This window comes from Nocardia sp. XZ_19_231 (assembly GCF_015355705.1).
GTDB lineage: Bacteria > Actinomycetota > Actinomycetes > Mycobacteriales > Mycobacteriaceae > Nocardia > Nocardia salmonicida.
The window spans coordinates 64,878-85,273 of record NZ_JACUZI010000004.1 but is presented as its reverse complement, the minus strand read 5'-3'; the positions used below and the strand labels follow the sequence as shown (position 1 = coordinate 85,273).

Genomic DNA, 20,396 nt, shown 5'->3' with positions numbered 1-20,396 from the left:
ACTCGCAACCTTTTGGATTCGACGGCGTTGATACTTCTGTTCGGCGGGGTCTTCGAGCGGCCGTGATCAGGCCATCGTCGTCTTGCTACCGTGGTGCGACAGTTGTCGTACGCAAGCGAGGTTGCCCGATCGTTCTTCCGAGCTTTTCACCCGGCCACGCAGTCCCCTGATTGCGTCGTCCTCGAATGCTTCGGAGAGTGCCATGCCAACCCAGATCACCGCGCTCGCGGTCAGTAAGTCGTTCGACGGCGATCCCGTACTCACGGATGTGACATGCTCGCTCGACGTCGGCGAGCGCACCGGGATCATCGGCGAAAACGGCTCCGGCAAGACCACCCTGCTGCGTTTGTTCGCCGGGCGGGTGCAGCCCGACAGCGGCGAAATCGTCGTCCACGCCGAGGGTGGCATCGGCTACCTCGCGCAAGACGAGCAACTCCCCCAGCACCTCACTGTGCAGCAGCTCATCGACCGAGCTCTCACCGAGCTGCGAGCGGTCGAAGCCCAGATGCGCCGCCTCGAGGTCACGATGGCCGACGGCGACGAGTCCGGAATCGACGAATACGGTGATCTGACACTACTTTTCGAACATCACGGCGGCTACGACGCCGACGCGCGAGTGGAACAGGCTTTTCACGGCCTGGGATTGGGCCTGGTAGATCGCGACCGCACGATCGGCGAGCTATCGGGCGGTGAGCAGGTCCGACTGCGCCTGGCCGCGGTGCTGGCGGCAGCTCCGGAACTGCTGTTGCTGGACGAACCGACCAACCACCTCGACGACGTCGCCCTGACCTGGCTCGAAGACCACCTGATCACCCGGCGCGGCACGACGGTGGCGGTCTCCCATGACCGGGCCTTCCTCGAACGGGTGACAACCAGCCTGCTGGAGGTCGACGCGGACCGGCAGCGCGTCGTCCGCTACAACGACGGTTACCCAGGATTCCTGGCGGAAAAGGCGGCCGAGCGAGCGCGATGGGTGCAGGCGCACGCGCAATGGCTGGCCGATACCGCACGATTCCGCGAGGCCGCCGACACCACCGCTCGCAGGGTCGCACCGGGCCGGGCGATGGCCGACAACAACAAGATGGCTTACAGCCGAGCCGGTGGACGGGTGCAGCAATCAGTGGCCAGCCGGGTTCGCAATGCGCAGGAACGGCTGCGGCGCCTGCTCGCCAACCCGGTGCCCGCACCGCCGCAACCTCTACGATTCGCGCCCACCCTGGCGACCGCCGGCGGAGATGGGACCGGGCTCGAGGCCACCGACATCTCCGTCGCGGGCAGACTCGAGCCGACCAGCCTGACGCTCGCCGCGGGCGACCGTCTGCTGATCACCGGCCCGAACGGCGCGGGCAAGACCACCCTGCTACGCGTGCTGGCCGGTCAACTCGCACCCGATACCGGCACCGTCACCCGGACCGGCAAGATCGGCTACCTCGCGCAGGAACCACCGCCGGCCGTCCGCGGACGCATGATGTTCGTCGCCTTCGCGCGCGATCGCCCGGGTGACCCAGAATTCCACGGCGACCAACTGCTCTCACTCGGCCTGTTCGACGTCTCCCAGTTCACGACGCGCGTCGAGGACCTGTCCACCGGCCAGCGCCAGCGCCTCGCCTTGGCACGCTTGGTCACCGAACCCGTCGACGTGCTGCTCCTCGACGAGCCGACCAACCATCTGTCGCCCGGTCTGGTCGAGGAGCTGGAAACCGCGCTCGCCCATTTCCCGGGAGCCATCGTGGTCGTCAGCCACGACCGGCGATTGCGCAGCCGCTGGGAAGGCACCCACCTCGCCCTACAAGCGTCGGCCTCCGTGCGAACTGCGTAGATCTGCTGCCGCCCATAAATCAGCCACCGCCACCTTATTCATCACAGCCGATGCCGGCCCAGGGGGCACCGCAGCAACCGCCCGGACCAGGGTTTCCGATTTAGCCAGTCGGTCTCCACCGCGATGTGCTTGCGCTGCGCCGAATTCGCTGCGTGCGCAGATGCTGGTTCCGACCGGCTCGAGCGCCGGATCGCTGCCGCGCGATCAGTAAGGTGTGCCCAACTCGATGCGCTCAGGAGGTTCCGCTGTGGCGGTACACACGCTCGCCCTCAATGTGGCTACGGCCGACGGTAAGGCCGATGCCTTCCTTGCCTATCCCGACGACAACGTGCCCCACCCCGCGGTTCTGGTCTTCTCCGACGCGTTCGGGCTGCGGCCGGTGGTGCGACGTGACGCCGAACGCCTCGCGGCCCTCGGATTCACGGTGCTCGTTCCGAATATGTTCTACCGCAACGGTTCCGCACCGGTAATCGAGCTTCCCGACTTCATCGGGGCCGACCGACGCGGCGAGATCTTCGGCGCACTGCGCCCGCTGATGACCGCGTTGACACCCGAACTCGTCGTCACGGACGCCGAGGCGTATCTGTCGTGGCTGGCCGATTCCCCCCTGACCACTGGCAACCCGGTGGGCCTGTCCGGATACTGCATGGGCGTGCGCAACGCACTGCACACCGCCGCCGCCTACCCCGATCGAGTGGCCGCGGTAGCCGGCTTCCACGGCGGCAGACTGGCCACCGAGGAACCCCACAGTCCGCACACCGTGGTCGATCGAATCACCGCCGAGGTCTACCTCGCGCACGCCGACGCCGACCCCAGCCTCCCACCGGAACAGATCCACCGACTCGACGCCGCCTTCACCGCCTCGGGCACCACCTTCCGCACCGAGGTGTATCCCGGCGCCCACCACGGCTTCACCCAATCCGACACCGACGTCTACAACGCCGAGGCAGACGCCCGGCACTGGACCGAACTGACTGATTTGTTCACGCGCGTCCTGCGCTGAACCTCTTTCGAAGACGCTCGACGAGCCTGGCCAACGGCTCCGAGCGGGTCGCGCGTCAGGCGCATCGACCGACACCCAGAGAAGCTCTTAGGGCAGCGAACCATCGGTGACAATCGTGCCGCCTGCGAGGAAGATCGACAGAGGACCAACTGGTCGCAACCAAGACGCGCTGGAGCGTGACGTCACTAGAGCCCACTCTGGCTGAATCACGAGGCTCTCCTGGAGGTTGCGGTGACAGATGGCGTCGCGTCAGCCGAGACGTCCGTTCGGGTAGAGCGCTGCGACGTCTGCATTGTCGGAGCCGGCATCGCCGGAATCAATGCCCTGTTCGTCGCCAGTCGTTACTTGTCTCGCTCGCAGAAGATCATCCTGGTCGATCGCCGCGATCGTTCCGGCGGTATGTGGGTCGACACCTATGCTTACGTTCGACTCCACCAACCTCACGGGCTGTTCACCGCAGGCAACATCAAGTGGACACTTGGCCAGGATCGCTCCTACCTGGCAACCAAGGACGAGGTGCTCGCCCACTTCGAACACTGCCTCGAGATCGTCGAACAACGAGTTCAGGTGGAGAAGTACTTCGGCTGGGCGCTGGATTCGCATGAGGAGTCCGACGGGATTGTTCGCCTCACCTGCAAGTCGTCGGATGGCCAGCTCATGGTTGTCGAGGCGAAGCGACTGATCAAAGCCAGCGGATTCGGGGTTGTGCCCAACGACCCGCTCGAGATTTCCAGCGCACGCATCGTGTCGGTGTCACCCGACTTCTGCGATATGCGGAGGGACGAGATGCGGGCGAGCGACGCCCCTGTGTGGATCGTGGGCGGGGGAAAGACCGCGATGGATACCGCTCACACGCTGATCACGGAATACCCCGGTCGGGAAGTGAACCTGGTGGCAGGTTCAGGCACGTTCTTTTCCGACCGTGACCGCTTGTTCCCTTCAGGCGGCCCACGATGGTGGGGCGGCGCTCTGGCATCCGGCGTTTTCAGGGAGTTGGGCCGGCGCTTCGACGGGACCAACGAGACCGATGTCGCGACTTGGTTTCGCACGACCTACGGCACGTGGTTGACCCCCACCACAGCCAACTACCTGCTGGGCTTGCTGTCCGAATCGGAGAACAAGACTATTGCCGACGGCCTGAACGAGGTGATCATGGATCACGTCGTCGATGCCGTCGACCACGACGGCGATATCGACCTGGTGTTCCGCAGCGGAACAGCGAAGAAGATTCAACCGGGCAGCTGGATAGTGAACTGCACCGGATATGTGCTGCGTGGCGACCCGCCACCGCCCTACGAGCCCTACGTTTCCGACAGTGGTGCGGTCGTCTCGGTGCAGCCGCGCTCCGCGACATTCCATCTGACGTCGTACATGGGTTACTTCTTGACCCACCTACTGTTCTTGGACAAGCTCAGGGAAGTCCCGCTGTATGAACTCGACGCACTGGACCTACGGACGAAGTCGAGTGCGGCACTTCCGTATGTGCTCGGCTCCCTGGCCATGCACAACCTCAGCCTCGTCGCCGACAGCGTCCCGAACAAAGTGTTCCTCGATTGCGGATTCGATCTCGATCGCTGGTACCCGCTGCCGCGCCGCATGATCGGAACGACGCGGTTCATGCTCACCCACCGCCGCGGACGCGAGCACCTCCGGCAAACCCTGGACACTGTGCGCACACGATTCGATGTTCGCTGCGGTCCACTGAGCCAGGCGTAACCTCGCACGAGCAGACCTGCGCGAGGACCTCGACAAGCTGCCCGCACGACAGGAAGGCGGAGACGATGGGAATCGACGATCCAGGTGTCAAGGAGCTCGCTGTTGACGAATGCTGGGCGTTACTCCGCGGCGGAGAGGTAGGCCGCCTCGCGGTGTGGGTGGAGGACCATCCGGATATCTTCCCCCTCAATTACGCGGTCGATCACGGAACCATCGTGTTTCGATCCGCACGAGGTACCAAGATGTCCGCCGCGTTGTCGGACGCACCCGTCGCGCTGGAAGTCGACGGCTACATTTCTGGGTCTCACGAAGCTTGGAGCGTGGTAGTCAAGGGCCGTGCCGAAGGGATCCGTGAGATCGGCGATGTGATGGACACCGTGGATCTCCCCCTCTTTCCGTGGCAGGCCGGGGCGAAGGACTTCTTCATCCGACTCGTACCCACCGTGGTGACCGGTCGCCGGTTTCCCGTTGTGGACCCGGTTGCTTGGCAGACTCCCTTCTCGAATGTGCGACAGTCGCCTTCGGAGTAAGGCACTGTTCGCTGCGGTAGTGTGCCGCGGGCGGCCGCGATCGATTTCGCCCGTGTCGGCGCGCAGAAGATCTGGGCCGGAACCGTCACGATTCATCCGGACGCCAAGACCGGCGCACACCATCACGGCGTACTAGAGAGTGTCATCTACGTGATCCGCGGACGCGCCCGGATGCGATGGGGTGAGCAGCTGGAATTCGTCGCAGAGGCCGGGCCGGGCGACTTCATCTTCGTACCACCGTATGTCCCGCACCAGGAGACCACTTGGCGCTGGTTCCAGTTGTCCGGACCCCGCCATCAGGAGGTGAGCTGAGGTAGGGGTCGGCTAGGGGTGGCGACGACATCGGCTGTCGCCTGTGATGTCCGTATCACGTTGGTAGGCAACGTATTCGCGATACGGAGAGCTGGATTGTCCGAGATTTACTCGCCCGAACCGAATCCCGACCGTAGCGGTATGAGTCGACGTCGTATGCTCGCGGTCACCGCCGCGGTGATCGGCTTCGATATCGTGGCGGGCCAGTGGATCACCCACGGCACCGCCGCGGCGCAATCCCCGTTCGACAATGTGCCGGAGCTGGACGGCGAACTTCTCCTGGACAACGGCGCTCGCGCCAGTATGTCCACCGACCGCGGTCAGATCGTCACCAGGATACCCGCGGCCGTCCTGCGTCCCGGCTCGGCCACAGACATCCAGAAGATGATCCAGTTCTGCTGTCAGCGGGGGATCCCGGTGAGCGCGCGCGGTGACGGCCACGCCACCCACGGCCAGTCCCTGACCGACGGGCTCGCGATCGAGACCCGTTCGTTGACCGCGATTCACGAGATGTCCGACGACCACGTCGTCGTGGATCCGGGGATCTTCTGGGGCGACCTGGCTGTCGCGACGTACAACGCGCGGCGACGCACGCCGCCGGTGATCACCACGATCACCAAATTGACTGTAGGTGGCACCCTCTCGGTCGGCGGTGCGGGCGCCAACGTCCATTTCGGGCTGCAGACCGACAACGTGCTCGAGCTCGACATCGTCGACGGCACCGGCACCCTGCGCACCTGTTCCGCAACCCGGAACCGGGATCTGTTCGAGGCGGTGCTGGGCGGTCTCGGTCAGTTCGGCGTGATAGTTCGCGCCACCCTCCCGCTGATCCCCGCGCCGACGCGGGTGCGGGAGTGGCGATTCAACTACATCTCCAACGCCGACCATGTCACCGACACTCGCCTGTTCACCCTGCGCGGTGAGCTCGACGAGGTGCACTCGGAATGGCTGCCGGGGTCCACCGGCCCGGTCCGGCTGGTGACGGTCGCGAAATACTTCGAACCCGGTGCCGAACCCGACGGCGGACATTATCTGCGCGGAGGGACGATCCCCGGTGTGCTGGCGATCCAGGAGGACTACGACTGGTTGCCGTATCTGCTCCGCAGCGACGCCCTGGTCGATCCGTTCTCGAACCTCGGCTACGACCAACTGCTCAAGCCCTGGTTCGACGTGATGCTGCCCGACTCGGTCGCCGCGGAATTCATCGCCGCGGAATTTCCCGAATGGACGCCCGAGATCATGGGTCTCGGTGTGATCGACCTGAAAACGGTGCGGCGATCCCGAGTGTCCAACCCGATGTTCCGGCTGCCCGACCCGGACGGTAGCGATATCTACCACACGCTGAGCGTGCTGCGGACCTCGCTGCATCCGGGCCCCGACCCCGCCTACGTCGAGTACTGGCTGACCCGCAATCGCCAGATGTACGAGCGGGCACGCGCACTCGGCGGCGTCCGGTACGCGGCCGACTCCCAAGACTTCACCACGGCGGACTGGGAGGCCGAGTACGGCGACCGCTGGCCAGAGTTGGTCGCCCGCAAGCGTCGTTACGATCCTGAGTCGATCCTCGGTATCGGCGTCGACATGTTCGCCGGCGCCTAGTCGTCGGACCAGGACCGGATACCCCCCGACCGGCGCCCGCCCGGGTTCGTTACCGGTCAACGGGGACATCGTCAGTGGCTCCCGAGCGGCACGCCGAACGGGACGCGAGTTCGCGGCGAGCGAGTCGCCGAGGAAGTCAGGGCGCCGGGGCGCACCACCGCCAGCTACCTGAGAGCGTCATCGAGGGGTGAATTTGCTTGCCGATCGATCAGGGGCGCCTAAAGGCACTTACTTCATTCGCGTCGCTGGTGACGGCGGGTGGATGTGTGGTGTCGAAATTTCTCAGTCTGCGACGACGGGGTGGTGGCCGCTGAGACGGTCGGCGATCGTGCGTATAATCTGGCCGCCGTGCTCGGTCAGGTAGAAGTGACCGCCGCGGTAGACGTCAAGGGTGAACGGTGCGGTGGTATGGCACGCCCACGCCCGCGCTTCATCCTCGGTCACCATCGGGTCCGTGTCCCCGATCATCGCGTGGATCGGCGAGGTCAATGCGGGGCCGGGGCGGTAGTCGTAAGTCTCGGCGGCCTTGTAGTCGCTACGGAGGGCGGGTAGCGCCATTGCCAGCACCTCGGGGTCGTCGAGGATCTGATCGTCGGTCCCGCTGAGCGAGCGGACCTCGGCGACGATGCCGGCCGCTGACGCGAGATGAACGGTGCAGCCGAACCGATGCCGAGAGGGCGCCGGCCGCCCTGAGACGAACGTCACACGTGGAGTCATGCCCGCGGCATGGAAGCGACGGGCCAGCTCGAAGGCGAGGGTCGCGCCCAAACTGTGTCCGAACAAGGCGAAATCGTCTGCGACGTTGCGCTGTAGCACCGGAAATATCTGGTCAGCGAGGTCGTCGACGGTCTCGAGGCCGGGCTCGCGGAAGCGGTCCTGACGGCCGGGATATTGGATAGCCATGACCTCGTGCCGCGGCGCCAACGCGCGGGCCATCGGGAGGTAGTAGGGCGCACTGCCGCCTGCGTGCGGCAGACAGATCAGTTGTGGCGCACCACTATCAGCCTCCCGGTAGCGGCGAATCCACAAACTGTCGATACTTCGTGTACCTGCCATAGTCAGCGCGTCCGTATGTCGTGGTCGATGTAGCTGAACCATCACGATAGAACGCAGGCACCTCACATGCCCGCCGGAGCGGCGTGAATCACACCTCGGTTGATCCCGGGAAGTGTTGGGAGACAACACCTTTCAGCACGTGGTTACTTTCGCTCACATACCACCGCCGCCCGATCCTCCGTTAACAAAAGCCCTCGGGTGCCGCTATCGTCATCCAAGGGACGATGTTGTCCACGATGGTTCGAGATCGATTTTCGTGAGCAAGGCTCACGAACAGCTATCGGGGGTCAGCACGTTGAGCGTTATCGAAAGCAGTGCAGGGTCAACATCGAAAGACCCAGGGGAAAGTTCGCTGCAGTGGCCGCGACCAGCGGCCACTGTGTTGGCAGAACTACGAAAAGGCGGACCGCGACAATTTCAAGTCGCCCAGTTACTCGCAGTACTCGACGAGGCTGTCTCACTGCCGATCCTGGCCCAGATCCTCGCCATCGACATCGATTCGCTACGCGCGGTCATCGGTGAGCTGACCGACGCGAAACTCATTGCCTGCACAGAGTTTCGGCGCCGCGATTTGCGCGAAGCCGTGCTACGTGAGACACCGTTGTCGACACGTAAGCGGCTACGCCACCGAGCGGCGGAGGTGCTGCACGATCGCGAAGCGCCGGATGTGCGGGTCGCCGACCAGCTACTGGGCGCCGACGACATCCGATTCCCTTGGGCCGTACCGGTTCTGCGCCGAGCGGCCGCGGCCGCCATCGCCGAGGACCAAGTCTCCAAGGCGATCGACTACCTCGAACTCGCCTGGCGGCTGACCCGCGACGGGAGCGAGGGCGCGGTAATCCTGCTGATCATCGCGGTCGTACGCTGGCGGCTGAATCCGTCTACGGCGAACCGCAGCTTCGCGCGGCTTGTCACCGCACTGCGCAACGGGGCGATCCCGGTGCAGTGTCTCCCGACAACCGCGCGCTATCTGCTCTGGCACGGCCGACTCGGTGAAGCCCGCATCGCTCTGCGGATGCTCGATGACGCGGCCTCCGCAGGCGAGGAATCTGGCATCGCGGCACGCGGCGCCATGCAGGAATGGCTGTCGTGCAACTATCCGGGCCTGCTCAACATCCGCGACGACCCCTCTGCGGATTCGGCCACGATTCTGCTGCGCGCGCAGTTCCAGGAAGACTCCGCGCTGTTCCCGCAGCAGGGTTGGGCCGAACCCGACGAGGAAGCAGCTCGGCTGCTGCTCGATGTCTTCGCGAACGGCGCGTCCGACTCCATCGTCGCGCGGGCGGAGCGGCTGATCCGCGAACACCGGCTCGACGACACGACATTGGGCGCGTTGCTGATGGCCCTGGACGCGCTGATCTACATCGATCGGCTCGATGTGGCCGGGTATTGGTGCGAGGCGTTGATGCTAGAGGCGACCGCGCGGCGGGCACCTGCCTGGCGTTCCATCTTCGCGATCTGGCGGTCGGCGATCCTGCTGCGAGAAGGCAAGCTGGCGGCGACGATCGAGCTCGGCGACGGCGCGCTGGTTCGGGTGCGCGACGAGAACCTGGGCAACTATGTCGGCCTGGCAGTGGCCGCACTGGTCTCCGCGTTGACCGCGGCGGGCCGCTATCAGGAAGCGGCAGGCTACCTCGACATCGAACTACCGGAGACCGTCCTGAACTCACGGGTCGCGCTGCCGTGGCTGCGCGCGCGTGGCCAGTACATGCTGGCCACGGGCAACTACGAACAGGCCTACGCGGACTTCGCGGCCTGCGGCGGTCGGATGCAGCGATGGAACATGGACATCCCCGGTCTGATGGCCTGGCGTAACGACCTGGCCATGGTCTCGCTGGCACAGGGCGACCGCCATGGCGCCCACTATTGGGCGCTGGCGCACTTGACGCACCTCGGGTCTGTCACCAAGCATTCGAGCGGCGGAGTGTCGCTGCGGCTGATCGCCGCCACCAACCTGTGCGAACGGCACCTGGAATTGCGCCGACTCTCCGTCGATCTCGCCTCGGCGGGCAACGACACCTTCGAACTGGCGACGGCGCTGGCCGATCTCGCGCAGACCTATCGCTCGCTCGGCGAGCGTGACCGGGCTCGGGCCGCGACGCGACGCGCACTGCTCCTAGCCGAGCAGTGCGGCGCCGAACCCCTGCAACGTCGATTGGCCGGGACGACGAACGGCCCGGGTCCGCTCGTCGAGACCGAACGCACGGACCGGACCACCGAGACGCTCAGCCCCGCCGAACTCAAGGTCGCCAGGCTGGTCGCGACGGGCAGCCGCAACCGCGACGTGGCGCGCGAGCTGCACATCACGCAGAGCACAGTCGAACAACACCTGACCCGGATCTACCGCAAAGTCGGAGTGCATCGACGCGCCGATCTGATGATGGTGCTGGGTGATCCGGCGCAGTGGACGATGGAATCGGAAGCCAGCTAGGACCGGTAACAAGCCCATTAGGGGACGCATAGGGGTTTGCACGCATCACCGATGACGCGACAGTGAGGTCATGCGCACAATCTCCGGTGCCGGCTCGACAAACCGGTCCCCCCGCCGTCGATCCCCCGGTCAGCGACGGCCACGAGTCGGGCACATCGAGTTCCTGAACTGGCTGCCGATCCTATGGGGGCTCGCTCGCACAGGCAATCTCATCGATCTAGATCTCGTCCGCGACACGCCGGAGAACCTCAGCGACGCACTGGTCGCCGACGATCTCGACATGGGTCCCATCAGCCTGATGGAGTTCCTGAGCCACTCCGACCAACTCGTGATGTTGCCCGACATCGCGATCGGCTGCGACGGCCCGGTCATGTCCTGTCTGATCGTGAGCAAGATTCCGCTCGATCAGCTCGACGGCGAACGAGTCGCGCTCACCTCCACCAGCAGAACCTCGGTGCGGCTGACGAAACTACTCCTCTCGGAACACATCGGGGTCCATCCCGAGTATTTCGTGAGTCCGCCGAACCTGGAAACAATGCTGGCGCAGGCGCCCGCGGCGGTGCTGATAGGTGACATGGCCTTGCGCGCCGCACTGTTCGACGCTCCCGCCGCTGGACTGCTGGTGCACGACCTCGGGCAGATGTGGCGGGACTGGACCGGACTGCCCTTTGTGTTCGCGGTGATCGCGGCCCGGCGCGACTTCGTCGAGCGGGAACCAGAAACCGTGCGCCGCGTCCACGCCGACCTGCTCGCCGCCCGCGACATCGCCATGTCGGAGATGGACGAGCTCTGCGAACGCCTGGCGCACTGGGAGGAGTTCGACGCCTCCACCCTGCGCCGGTACTACACCGACGCACTCGACTTCGGACTCGGCCCACGACACCTCGCCGGCATCGCCGAGTTCGCGGCGCGGGCGGGCGGGCCTGCGGCGGGCTTTCCGGTGGATGTTTTTACGACGCTGCTCGATTCGGCCTGAGCCGAGACCGACGAAGGAGATAGTGATGCCAATTCACGGGTCACCATTCAGCAGCGATCTGAGTCCGGCAGCGCGCGTCGACGAGCTGGCCAGGAATCGTGGCAAACAGGTCGCGGTGGTGTACGAGGGCGCTACCTACAGCTACGCCGTGGTCGCGGCACAGTCCAGGCGATTGGCCGCCACACTGTCGGAGCGCGGTGCGGTGGAAGGCGAGCGGATCGGCTATCTCGGCGGCAACAGCCTCGCCTTTCTGACCACCTTCCTGGCCGCGGCTCGGATCGGTGCGGTTTTCGTGCCGGTGAACTCGCGGCTGACATCGCCGGAGGTCGCGCTGATTCTCGATGATTGCGCCCCACATGCGCTGATCGTGGAGCCCGGCCATCGCCAGATCGTGGCCGAAGCACTGGCCGAGACCGATAACGACCGGGTGCAGCTGCTGTGGGCGCCCGGCGATCCGGTTCTCGACGGACCGGCCACTTCCCCCGCCTTCGCCGACCGCACACCCTCCGAGGAGTTCGCCGACGACCGGTCGACCCCGCTGCGCTGCGACGCGGACCGGGTCGCGATGCTCACTTACACCTCGGGCACCACCGGCCGCCCCAAGGGCGTGGAACTCACCCACGGCAACCTCTGGTGGAACGGCGTGAACCTGGACATGGTCGCACCCGCGATGCCTGGGGACATCACCTTGGTCGTGGCACCGCTGTTCCATACCGCGCCGTTCGGCTGCTTCACCCTGCGCACCCTGCTGCGCGGCGGAACGGTGGTGCTGCGCCGGGACTTCGAGCCGACGCATCTGCTGGCAGACCTCGTCGACTACCGGGTCAACACGGTATTCGCGGTACCCGCGATGTTCGCGGCGGTGGCCGCGGTACCCGAATTCGCCGACGCCGACCTGTCGGCGCTGCGCACCGCTGTCACCGCGGGGGCCCCGGCGCACGCCGAACTCATCGGCCGCTACCTCGACCGCGGCGTCACCCTGCAACAGGCATACGGCCTGACCGAGACCTTGTTCGCGACCTGTCTGCCCGCCCAACAGGCCGCGACGGCGCCTGCCTCGGCAGGACTGCCGTTGCCCTACACCGAGATCCGGGTGATCGACCCGGCGAGTCGATACGTTCTCGACGAGCCGGGCGCCCGCGGCGAGGTGTGCCTGCGCGGTCCCACCGTGGCAGGGGGCTACCGCAACAACGACGTCGCCACCGCCGCCTCGTTCGACGCGGATGGCTGGTTCCACACCGGTGACGTGGGTTATCTCGACGACGACGGCTGCCTCTACCTCGTCGACCGGCTCAAGGACATGATCATCGTGGGCGGGGACAACGTGTACTCCGCCGAAGTCGAGCAGGTGCTCGCCCGCTTCCCGGGCATCGTCGATGTGGCGGTGGTCGGCGTGCCCGACCCGCACGAGGGTGAGAGTGTCGTCGCGATCGTGCTGTGCCAGAAAGGGATCGAGCCGAGCTTGGTCGAACTGCGCCGCTTCGCCCGGACCGAGCTGGCCCGGTACAAACTGCCGACCCGCGTGGTGCACGCCGAAAAGATCCCCCGCAACGCGATGGGCAAGATCGACAAGGTCGATATTCGCGCCGTGCTCGCCGATGGCGACGAACACCGCTTCAGCGAAGCGACAGCCGGCGGGCCCGCGCGAACAGCCGGCACCGCATCGGAGCCGCGCGCGGGCGGATTGCGAACCCTGGCTTCCCTGCCGCCCGACGAGCAGCGCCGCGCGGTCTTCGACCTGGTGACCGCGAGCATCGCCCGCACCATGCACGCCGCGCCCGCCACACTCACGGCACAGGACCGCTTCGACGACCTCGGGTTGAGTTCACTCGCGGCGGTCGAGCTGAGCCGTGGGCTCGGCTTCGCGCTGGGTCGGCGCCTGCCGACCACTGTGGTCTTCGACCACGCGACGGTCGGCGCCCTGGTGAAGCACCTGCAAACCCAACTGGCCGCCGAAGTCCGCCGCTTCCCTGCCCTCGAGCACCTGACCGAGTTCGAGCGGGTGGTCCGGCAGGACCCGCCGAGTGACGCGCTGCGCACCGAACTTCGCACCCGGCTGCGTAGTTCGCTCAATCGTCTCGCGACGACCGAAGCCACGATGACCCGACCAGACCCCGTAGCCGAAGCATCCGATTCCGAATTGTTCACCCTGCTCGACGCTGAACTCGGATCGGTCTGAGTACCCCGATCCCGGCCTGAGAGGTACCTGTCGATGACCGACGAGACAACGCTGCGGCACTATCTGCGGCGCACTGCCAGCGCACTACTGCAGACCAGAAGCGACCTGCACCGGTTGGAAGCCGCACGCAGCGAACCGATCGCCGTCGTCGGCATCGGCTGCCGCTATCCCGGTGGCATCCAATCGCCGGACGACCTCTGGGACTTGGTGAACTCCGGCGCCGACGTGGTGTCGGATTTCCCCGATGACCGCGGCTGGCGACTGGATTCGCTGTTCGACGACGATCCCGATCATCGCGGCACCGTATACGCCCGCACAGGCGGATTCCTCGACGACGCCCTCGATTTCGACGCTGATTTCTTCGGCATCGCACCACGCGAGGCGCTGGCGATGGATCCGCAACAACGACTGCTGCTCGAGGTGTCGTGGGAAGCGCTGGAACACGCGGGCCTCGACCCGGCACAGTTGCGTGGTAGCGAATGCGGAGTGTTCGTCGGCGCGATGTACCACGATTACGCCAGCAGGCTGCGCACCGTGCCCAGCGAACTCGAAGCCCAGCTCGGCACCGGCAGCGCGAGTGGTGTGCTGTCGGGTCGGCTGTCCTACGTCTACGGGTTCACCGGCCCCACGGTGACAGTGGACACGGCGTGCTCCTCCTCGCTGGTGGCGATGCACCAGGCGATCGGGGCGTTGCGCGGCGGCGAGTGCGAACTGGCACTGGCGGGCGGGGTGACCGTGATGTCGACCCCGTCGAGCTTCGTAGAGTTCAGTCGCCAGCGCGGCCTCGCCCGTGACGGTCGCTGCAAGGCGTACGCGGCAAGTGCGGACGGCACCGGATTCTCCGAAGGTGTCGGCGTGCTGGTCCTGGAACGTCTTTCCGACGCGATCCGCAACGGCCATCGGGTACGGGCGGTGTTGCGCGGATCCGCGGTGAATTCCGACGGGGCCTCCACCGGACTCACGGTGCCGAACGGGGCTGCCCAGCAGCGCGTGATCCGGCAGGCGCTGAGCGCCGCGGGTATACAGCCCGGCGACATCGACATGCTCGACGGACACGGCACCGGTACCACCCTCGGCGATCCCATCGAGGTCCGCGCCCTGCTCGACGTGTTCGGCGGGGAACGCGACGCCGAGCCGCTGTGGCTGGGATCGGTGAAATCGAACCTCGGACACACCCAGGCGGCAGCGGGCGTCGCGGGCGTGATCAAGACCATCATGGCGATCCAGCACGCGACAGTGCCCGCCACGCTGCACGTCGACGCCCCGACACCGCACGTCGACTGGGCGGATGGCGCCGTACAGCCCATCACCGAGAGCCGGGCGTGGCCGCAGACCGGCAGACCACGGCGCGGTGGGGTGTCGTCGTTCGGGATCAGCGGGACCAACGCCCACGTCATCGTGGAGCAGGCACCGGAAACCGTACCGGCACAATCCGATTCGACACCGTCCGCACGAGAGCAAGCCTCGCCGCTGGCGACGTGGGTCGTGTCGGCCAAGTCCGACGCGGCCCTCGCCGACCAGGCGGGACGGCTTGCACAGTGGGTCCGCGCGCGACCTGACCTCGCCCCCACCCCGACCGGTCGCGCACTCACCGCCACCCGGTCGATATTCGCCCATCGCGCCGTGATCTTCGGACGCGACCGCGGCGAGTTGCTGGCCGGCTTGGACACCTTGGCGGTCGGCGGCGAATCCCCCAGTGTTGTGTGCGGCGTCGCCCACGAAGGTCGGATCGCGGTGATGTTCCCCGGCCAGGGCGCCCAGCGCAACGGCATGACTCGCACGCTCTATGCGACGAGTCCCACCTACGCAGCGGCTTTCGACGAGATATGCGCCGAATTCGATCGGCGCTTCGACGGCATCGGGCTGGCCGACGTGATCTTCGCCGAGCCCGGCACCGCGGCCGCGCAGCGCCTCGACCGCACCAGCTACACCCAGGCCGCACTGTTCACGGTGGAAGTGGCGCTCTACCGGTTGGCCGAATCCTTCGGTCTGCGACCCGATTTCCTGATCGGCCATTCCATCGGCGAACTGACCGCCGCCTATCTGGCCGGCGTGTGGAGCCTGGCCGACGCGGCAGAGCTGGTGGTCGCGCGCGGGCGCATGATGGACCGCCTGCCCGGCCGCGGCGCGATGCTCGCGGTGGCGGCCGGGGAACACAAGGTGGCGCCGCTACTGGTCGGTCGCGAACACGCGGTGTCGGTGGCGGCGATCAACGGCACGGCCGCGGTGGTGCTGTCCGGCACCGACACGGCGGTGGACGAGATCGCGGCCACCTTGGAGACCTTGGGCCGCCGCACGAAACGACTCCAGGTGGCGCACGCGTTCCATTCACCGCTGATGGATCCGATGCTCGCCGAGTTCACCGAGGTGTGCCGTCGCCTCGAATACCACCCGCCCCGGATCCCCCTCGTGTCCGACGTGACCGGCGCGGTGGCCGATCCGGAGCTGCTGTGCACGCCCGAGTATTGGGCCGCGCAGGTTCGTCAGCCGGTGCGCTTCCACGACGGGATCACCGGCCTGCACGCCGATCGCGACGTGCGCATGTTCCTCGAGATCGGACCGGGAACCACCTTGACGGCACTGGCCAGGGAGGCGTTCACCGGACAGACCGGCGTGACCACAGCGCCGCTGCTGCCGGGACGCCGCGACGAGACCGACGCGGTGATCGCCGGCCTCGCGACCGTCTTCGCGGCCGGAACGCCGGTCGACTGGTACCCCGAACCCACCGGCGCCGATCCGGTGCCGCTGCCGACGCACGCTTTCCAACGTCGCCGGTACTGGCTCGACGCGGGATCCGACGAGCTGGCCGGCGCCACCACGACCGGACACCGACTGCTCGACCGCGCGATGACGCTGGCCGACGACGCGGTGTTGTTCTCCGGGTCGTTGTCGCGCGAGGGCTGCCCGTGGATCGACGACCACGTCATCCACGGCGTCGCGCTGCTGCCCGCGACCGCCTTCGTCGACATGGCGCTGTTCGCCGCGAGCTGGTGCGGCCAGGACGAGCTCGGTTCCGTCGACGAACTCACGGTGGTGGCGCCGCTGATCGTGCCCGCGCACGCGACGCTGTCGTTGCAGGCCGTGGTCGGTGCGCCCGAGCCCGACGGCACCCGATCGCTGACCATCCACTCCCGCGTCGGCGACGACGCCGCGGATCCGTGGACGCGCCACGTGGAGGCCACGCTCGGCGCCGACGGTCCGGCACACGATTCGACCGGTCCCACAGCGGTGCGCGATTGGCCGCCCACGGGCGCGGTGCCGATCGACGTCGACGCGCGGTACCGGGAACTCGCGGCGGCCGGTTTCCACTATGGGTCGACCTTCCGCGCCACCGCGCTGTTCACCCGCGGTGACGACCTGTTCGCCGACGTGGTGCTCGCACCCGAGCTGGACAGCGACGGACACCGCGTCCATCCGGCGATGCTGGATGCCGCACTGCACCCGCTCGCCTCGGTGGACGCCGAGCGAACGCGACTTCCTTTCTCCTGGCGAGGTATTCGACTGCATCGCGTGTCGGGGCCAGGTCCGCTGCGTGCCCGGCTGAGCACCGTCGACGATCATTCGACCGTCGAAATCCTCGACACCGCCGATCGCCCGGTGCTGTCGGCGGCGGCACTGGTGCTGCGGACCGTCGACCCGAAGATGCTCGAGGCCGGGACGGCGAACGGGCGCACCGTCGACGCGCTGTTCGGGCTCTCCTGGGTGGAACTGCCCGGTGCCGCCCGCCCGGCGCAAGGCCGCACCGCCGACATCACCGGCGCGGCACCGACCTGGTTCGATGTGCCCGCGACCGACCCGACGCCCGCCGGGGTTCGCGTCGCGCTGACCGCGACCCTGGACCGGCTGCGATCATGGCTGGCCGAGGAGGAATCCGCCGTCCTGACCATCCGTACCCGCGGCGCTGTCGCCGTCGGTGCGGAGACCGTGGGCGATCCGGGCGGCGCTGCTGTCTGGGGCCTGGTGCGCTCGGCGCAGACCGAGCATCCTGGCCGGTTCGTCCTGGTCGACGTGCTGGACAGCGAACCGGCCACCCTGCCCTACGGCGAACCCCAGATCGCGGTCCGCGCCGACCGATTCCTCGCGCCACGACTGGTTCCCGCGCAGCGGCGCGCGGCCGAGTCCGACCAGCGCGCATCGGTATGGAACCCCGAGGGAACCGTGCTCATCACCGGTGCCAGCGGCGGCCTCGGTGGGCTGGTGGCACGACACCTTGCCGCCGAGCACGGGGTCCGGCATCTGCTGCTGGTGAGCCGCGGCGCCATCGACACCGCCGAGCTGACGGCCCGCGGGGTCCAGGTCACCACGGCTGCCTGCGATGTCACCGACAGTGCCGCCCTGGCGGAGGCCATCGCGACGATCCCGGCCGAGCACCCGCTCATCGCGGTGGTGCACGCGGCCGGGGTGGTCGACGACGGTGTGGTCGACACACTGACCCCCGAACAGTTCGAGCGGGTGCTGCGTCCCAAGGTGGACGGAGCATGGAACCTACACAACGCCACCCGCGAGCTGAATCTGACTGCGTTCGTGCTGTTCTCGTCGGTCGCGAGCGTCCTCGGCGCGGCCGGTCAGGGCAACTACGCCGCCGCGAACGCCTACCTGGACGCCCTTGCCGGTCAACGCCGCGCCGAAGGGCTGCCCGCGACGGCGCTGGCCTGGGGGCTGTGGGCCCGTCAGACCGGCATCACCGGCCACCTCGACGCGACCGATCACGCCCGTCTGGCGCGCACCGGCATCTTCGCGCTGTCCGACACCGAGGGGCTGCGCCTGTTCGACGCGGCGTGCGAGCGCGAGGAGACCTTCCTGGCCGCGGTCGCACTCGAGGCCGGCGCGCTCGATCCGGCCGGTGCGCCACCGCCGTTGCGCGACCTGATACGCCCGCGGCGGCGCACCGATATCGGCGCGGGCGCCACCCGGCGCCACGACACCGGCGCCACCGATCCGGCCGCCCTGTCCACCCGAATCGCTGTGATGGACACCGACAGCCGCCGCGAATACGTGCGAGATCTGGTGCGCGACACCATCGCGACCGTCCTCGGCCACGCCGCGGACTCGACTGTCGACGCCGACCGCTCGTTCAAGGAGCTCGGTTTCGACTCGCTCACCGGGATGGAGTTGCGCACCCGGTTGGGTGCGGCGACCGGCTTGCGCCTGCCCGCCACCCTGGTCTTCGACTATCCGACACCGGATGACGTGGCCGCTCATCTCGAGGAACGTCTCGAGGCCGAGATCCTCTCCACAACAGGCCTTTCCGATGACGCCGTGCGCGCAACACTGGCACGGATTCCGATCCAGCGACTGCGCGAGGTCGGATTGCTCGATTCGGTGTTGCGGCTGGCCGACGAACCGGCGAGCCACGAACCGACCGCCCCCGACCGCTTCGCCGAAGTGGCCGACCCCGGCACCGCCGCAATCGCGTCGATGTCGGCGGCCGAGCTGATCCGGATGGCTCGCGGCGACAACGACAGGACCGTAGCGTGAACGATCAGGAATACGACGTCGTCGTGGTCGGTGGCGGATCCGCCGGGGTTGCCGCCGCCGTCGGCGCCGGCCGGGCGGGTGCTAGAACGCTGCTGGTGGAACGCGGTCCGTGCCTCGGCGGGGCGGCCACGCTGCGCAATGTGCTCACCTACTGCGGGATCTACACCAGGTCGGACCCGCCGCAGCAGGTGGTGTTCGGCATCGCCGACGAGGTGTTGGCGGGCCTGCGGGCGATGGACGCGGTGACCCCGCCGACCCGATTCACCTCGGTCGCCGTCGTTTTCGATCCGGAAGCGGTGAAAGTCGTCCTCGACGAGATCTGCGCGGAGGCGGGCGTCGAGGTCCATCTCGACAGCCAGCTCGTCGCCGCCGATCGTGGTGCCGGCGAGATCATGTCGATTCGCGTCGCCGATCATCAGGGTGTTCGCCAGATCAGCGCGGCCGCGTTCGTCGATGCGACCGGCGAGGCCGATCTGGCGACGTTCAGCGGCGCCACGGTGCGCTACGGCAATGACGGAATCGTCCAGAACGGCACGCTCGGTGTCCGCTTCGGTGGTATCGCGGCGGACGCCGACATCGCCCGCGACACACTGTCGGCGGCCATCCGGGCCGCCAAATCCGGTGGCGCTCCGCTGCTGGCCGAACGCGGACTCGTCGCGCGCCTACCGGTGTCGGGTGACGTCATCACCTATGTGGTCGACGAGGGATACGACGCCCGCGACGTGGGGCAGCTGGCCCGCGCGCAGACCCACGCGCGGATCCAGGCGCGCGACTATCTCACCGCGCTGCGCGCCATCCCGGGGTGGGAGCGCGCCTACATCGTGAGCACCGGCCCCGAGATCGGTACCAGGGAGTCACGCCACGTCGTCGGCACCTATCAGCTGACGGTGGACCAGGTCCGCAGCGGCGCCCGGTCCCAGGACGTCATCGCCCTCGGCGCCTGGCCGATCGAATACCACCCCGGCGCCGGCGTCCTTCCGCAGTGGGAGTTCATCGACGACGACGGCTTCTACGACATCCCGTTCGGCGTGCTCCAGAGCATCGACACCGTCAACCTGTTCGCCGCGGGCCGCGTCGTCGACGCCGACCGCCTCGCCGGGGCGTCACTGCGGGTGATGGGCACCGCGTTCGCCACCGGACAGGCCGCGGGCATCGCCGCGGCGGTCTACGCCGACCGCACCACGGCGCTCGCCGTCGGCGCGGTCCAGAAGCATCTCATCCACCAGGGCGCCTACCTGCCCACGATAGATTCCCACTGATACGAGAAACGGGGCCTGGTGACAGGCCCCGTTTCTCG

Annotated in this window: 12 protein-coding genes; 11 read left to right on the top strand and 1 reads right to left on the bottom strand. The window is 67.3% G+C overall.

Going from position 1 to position 20,396, the window contains the following annotated elements; translation table 11 throughout:
• Nucleotides 1-202: 202 nt before the first annotated feature.
• The 6 genes from abc-f to IBJ82_RS18925 all read left to right on the top strand — a co-directional run bounded on the left by abc-f (nucleotide 203) and on the right by IBJ82_RS18925 (nucleotide 6,979).
• Nucleotides 203-1,819 (top strand): ribosomal protection-like ABC-F family protein, encoded by a 1,617-nt coding sequence (gene abc-f, locus IBJ82_RS18950; RefSeq protein WP_194827288.1) that lies wholly within the window; start codon nucleotides 203-205, stop codon nucleotides 1,817-1,819.
• Between the two features lie 247 nt (nucleotides 1,820-2,066).
• A complete protein-coding gene (locus tag IBJ82_RS18945; RefSeq protein ID WP_370585378.1) occupies nucleotides 2,067-2,822 on the top strand; it encodes a dienelactone hydrolase family protein in 756 nt (251 codons plus the stop codon).
• A 231-nt stretch (nucleotides 2,823-3,053) separates the two neighbouring features.
• On the top strand, nucleotides 3,054-4,538 hold the full coding sequence (locus IBJ82_RS18940; RefSeq protein WP_194827286.1) for an FAD-dependent oxidoreductase: 1,485 nt from the start codon (nucleotides 3,054-3,056) through the stop codon (nucleotides 4,536-4,538).
• Nucleotides 4,539-4,603: 65 nt separating this feature from the next.
• Nucleotides 4,604-5,068 carry a pyridoxamine 5'-phosphate oxidase family protein gene (locus tag IBJ82_RS18935; protein WP_194827285.1) on the top strand — a complete coding sequence of 155 codons (465 nt, stop codon included), beginning with the start codon at nucleotides 4,604-4,606 and terminating at the stop codon, nucleotides 5,066-5,068.
• 21 nt (nucleotides 5,069-5,089) lie between these two features.
• On the top strand, nucleotides 5,090-5,380 hold the full coding sequence (locus IBJ82_RS18930) for a cupin domain-containing protein (protein ID WP_194827284.1): 291 nt from the start codon (nucleotides 5,090-5,092) through the stop codon (nucleotides 5,378-5,380).
• 141 nt (nucleotides 5,381-5,521) lie between these two features.
• On the top strand, nucleotides 5,522-6,979 hold the full coding sequence (locus IBJ82_RS18925) for an FAD-binding protein (RefSeq protein ID WP_194827283.1): 1,458 nt from the start codon (nucleotides 5,522-5,524) through the stop codon (nucleotides 6,977-6,979).
• 282 nt (nucleotides 6,980-7,261) lie between these two features.
• Here the strand turns inward: IBJ82_RS18925 and IBJ82_RS18920 are convergent, their stop codons facing one another.
• Entirely contained in the window at nucleotides 7,262-8,035 is a 774-nt protein-coding gene (locus IBJ82_RS18920) for a thioesterase II family protein (protein WP_194827282.1), read from the bottom strand.
• Between the two features lie 382 nt (nucleotides 8,036-8,417).
• Here IBJ82_RS18920 and IBJ82_RS18915 point away from each other — a divergent pair, with 382 nt between their 5' ends.
• From IBJ82_RS18915 to IBJ82_RS18895, 5 genes are all read left to right on the top strand, one after another.
• Nucleotides 8,418-10,466, top strand: coding sequence for a LuxR family transcriptional regulator (locus IBJ82_RS18915; RefSeq protein WP_194827281.1), 2,049 nt, complete (start codon nucleotides 8,418-8,420; stop codon nucleotides 10,464-10,466).
• Nucleotides 10,467-10,536: 70 nt separating this feature from the next.
• Nucleotides 10,537-11,442: a menaquinone biosynthetic enzyme MqnA/MqnD family protein gene (locus IBJ82_RS18910; RefSeq protein ID WP_194827280.1), complete on the top strand. Its 906-nt coding sequence runs from the start codon at nucleotides 10,537-10,539 to the stop codon at nucleotides 11,440-11,442.
• Between the two features lie 25 nt (nucleotides 11,443-11,467).
• Complete coding sequence (locus IBJ82_RS18905) at nucleotides 11,468-13,621, top strand: AMP-binding protein (RefSeq protein ID WP_194827279.1); 2,154 nt, start codon at nucleotides 11,468-11,470, stop codon at nucleotides 13,619-13,621.
• 33 nt (nucleotides 13,622-13,654) lie between these two features.
• Nucleotides 13,655-19,099, top strand: coding sequence for a type I polyketide synthase (locus tag IBJ82_RS18900; protein WP_194827278.1), 5,445 nt, complete (start codon nucleotides 13,655-13,657; stop codon nucleotides 19,097-19,099).
• Nucleotides 19,096-20,358, top strand: a complete 1,263-nt coding sequence (locus IBJ82_RS18895; protein WP_194827277.1) for an FAD-dependent oxidoreductase — start codon at nucleotides 19,096-19,098, stop codon at nucleotides 20,356-20,358. Before IBJ82_RS18900 ends, IBJ82_RS18895 begins: the two co-directional genes overlap by 4 nt.
• Nucleotides 20,359-20,396: the final 38 nt, after the last annotated feature.

Excerpts from the sequence above, each read along its gene's own strand:
- abc-f (WP_194827288.1), top strand. The coding sequence starts at position 203 with ATGCCAACCCAGATCACCGCGCTCGCGGTCAGTAAGTCGTTCGACGGC.
- IBJ82_RS18935 (WP_194827285.1), top strand. The coding sequence starts at position 4,604 with ATGGGAATCGACGATCCAGGTGTCAAGGAGCTCGCTGTTGACGAATGC.
- IBJ82_RS18925 (WP_194827283.1), top strand. The coding sequence starts at position 5,522 with ATGAGTCGACGTCGTATGCTCGCGGTCACCGCCGCGGTGATCGGCTTC.
- IBJ82_RS18920 (WP_194827282.1), bottom strand. The coding sequence starts at position 8,035 with ATGGCAGGTACACGAAGTATCGACAGTTTGTGGATTCGCCGCTACCGG.
- IBJ82_RS18910 (WP_194827280.1), top strand. The coding sequence starts at position 10,537 with ATGCGCACAATCTCCGGTGCCGGCTCGACAAACCGGTCCCCCCGCCGT.
- IBJ82_RS18905 (WP_194827279.1), top strand. The coding sequence starts at position 11,468 with ATGCCAATTCACGGGTCACCATTCAGCAGCGATCTGAGTCCGGCAGCG.
- IBJ82_RS18900 (WP_194827278.1), top strand. The coding sequence starts at position 13,655 with ATGACCGACGAGACAACGCTGCGGCACTATCTGCGGCGCACTGCCAGC.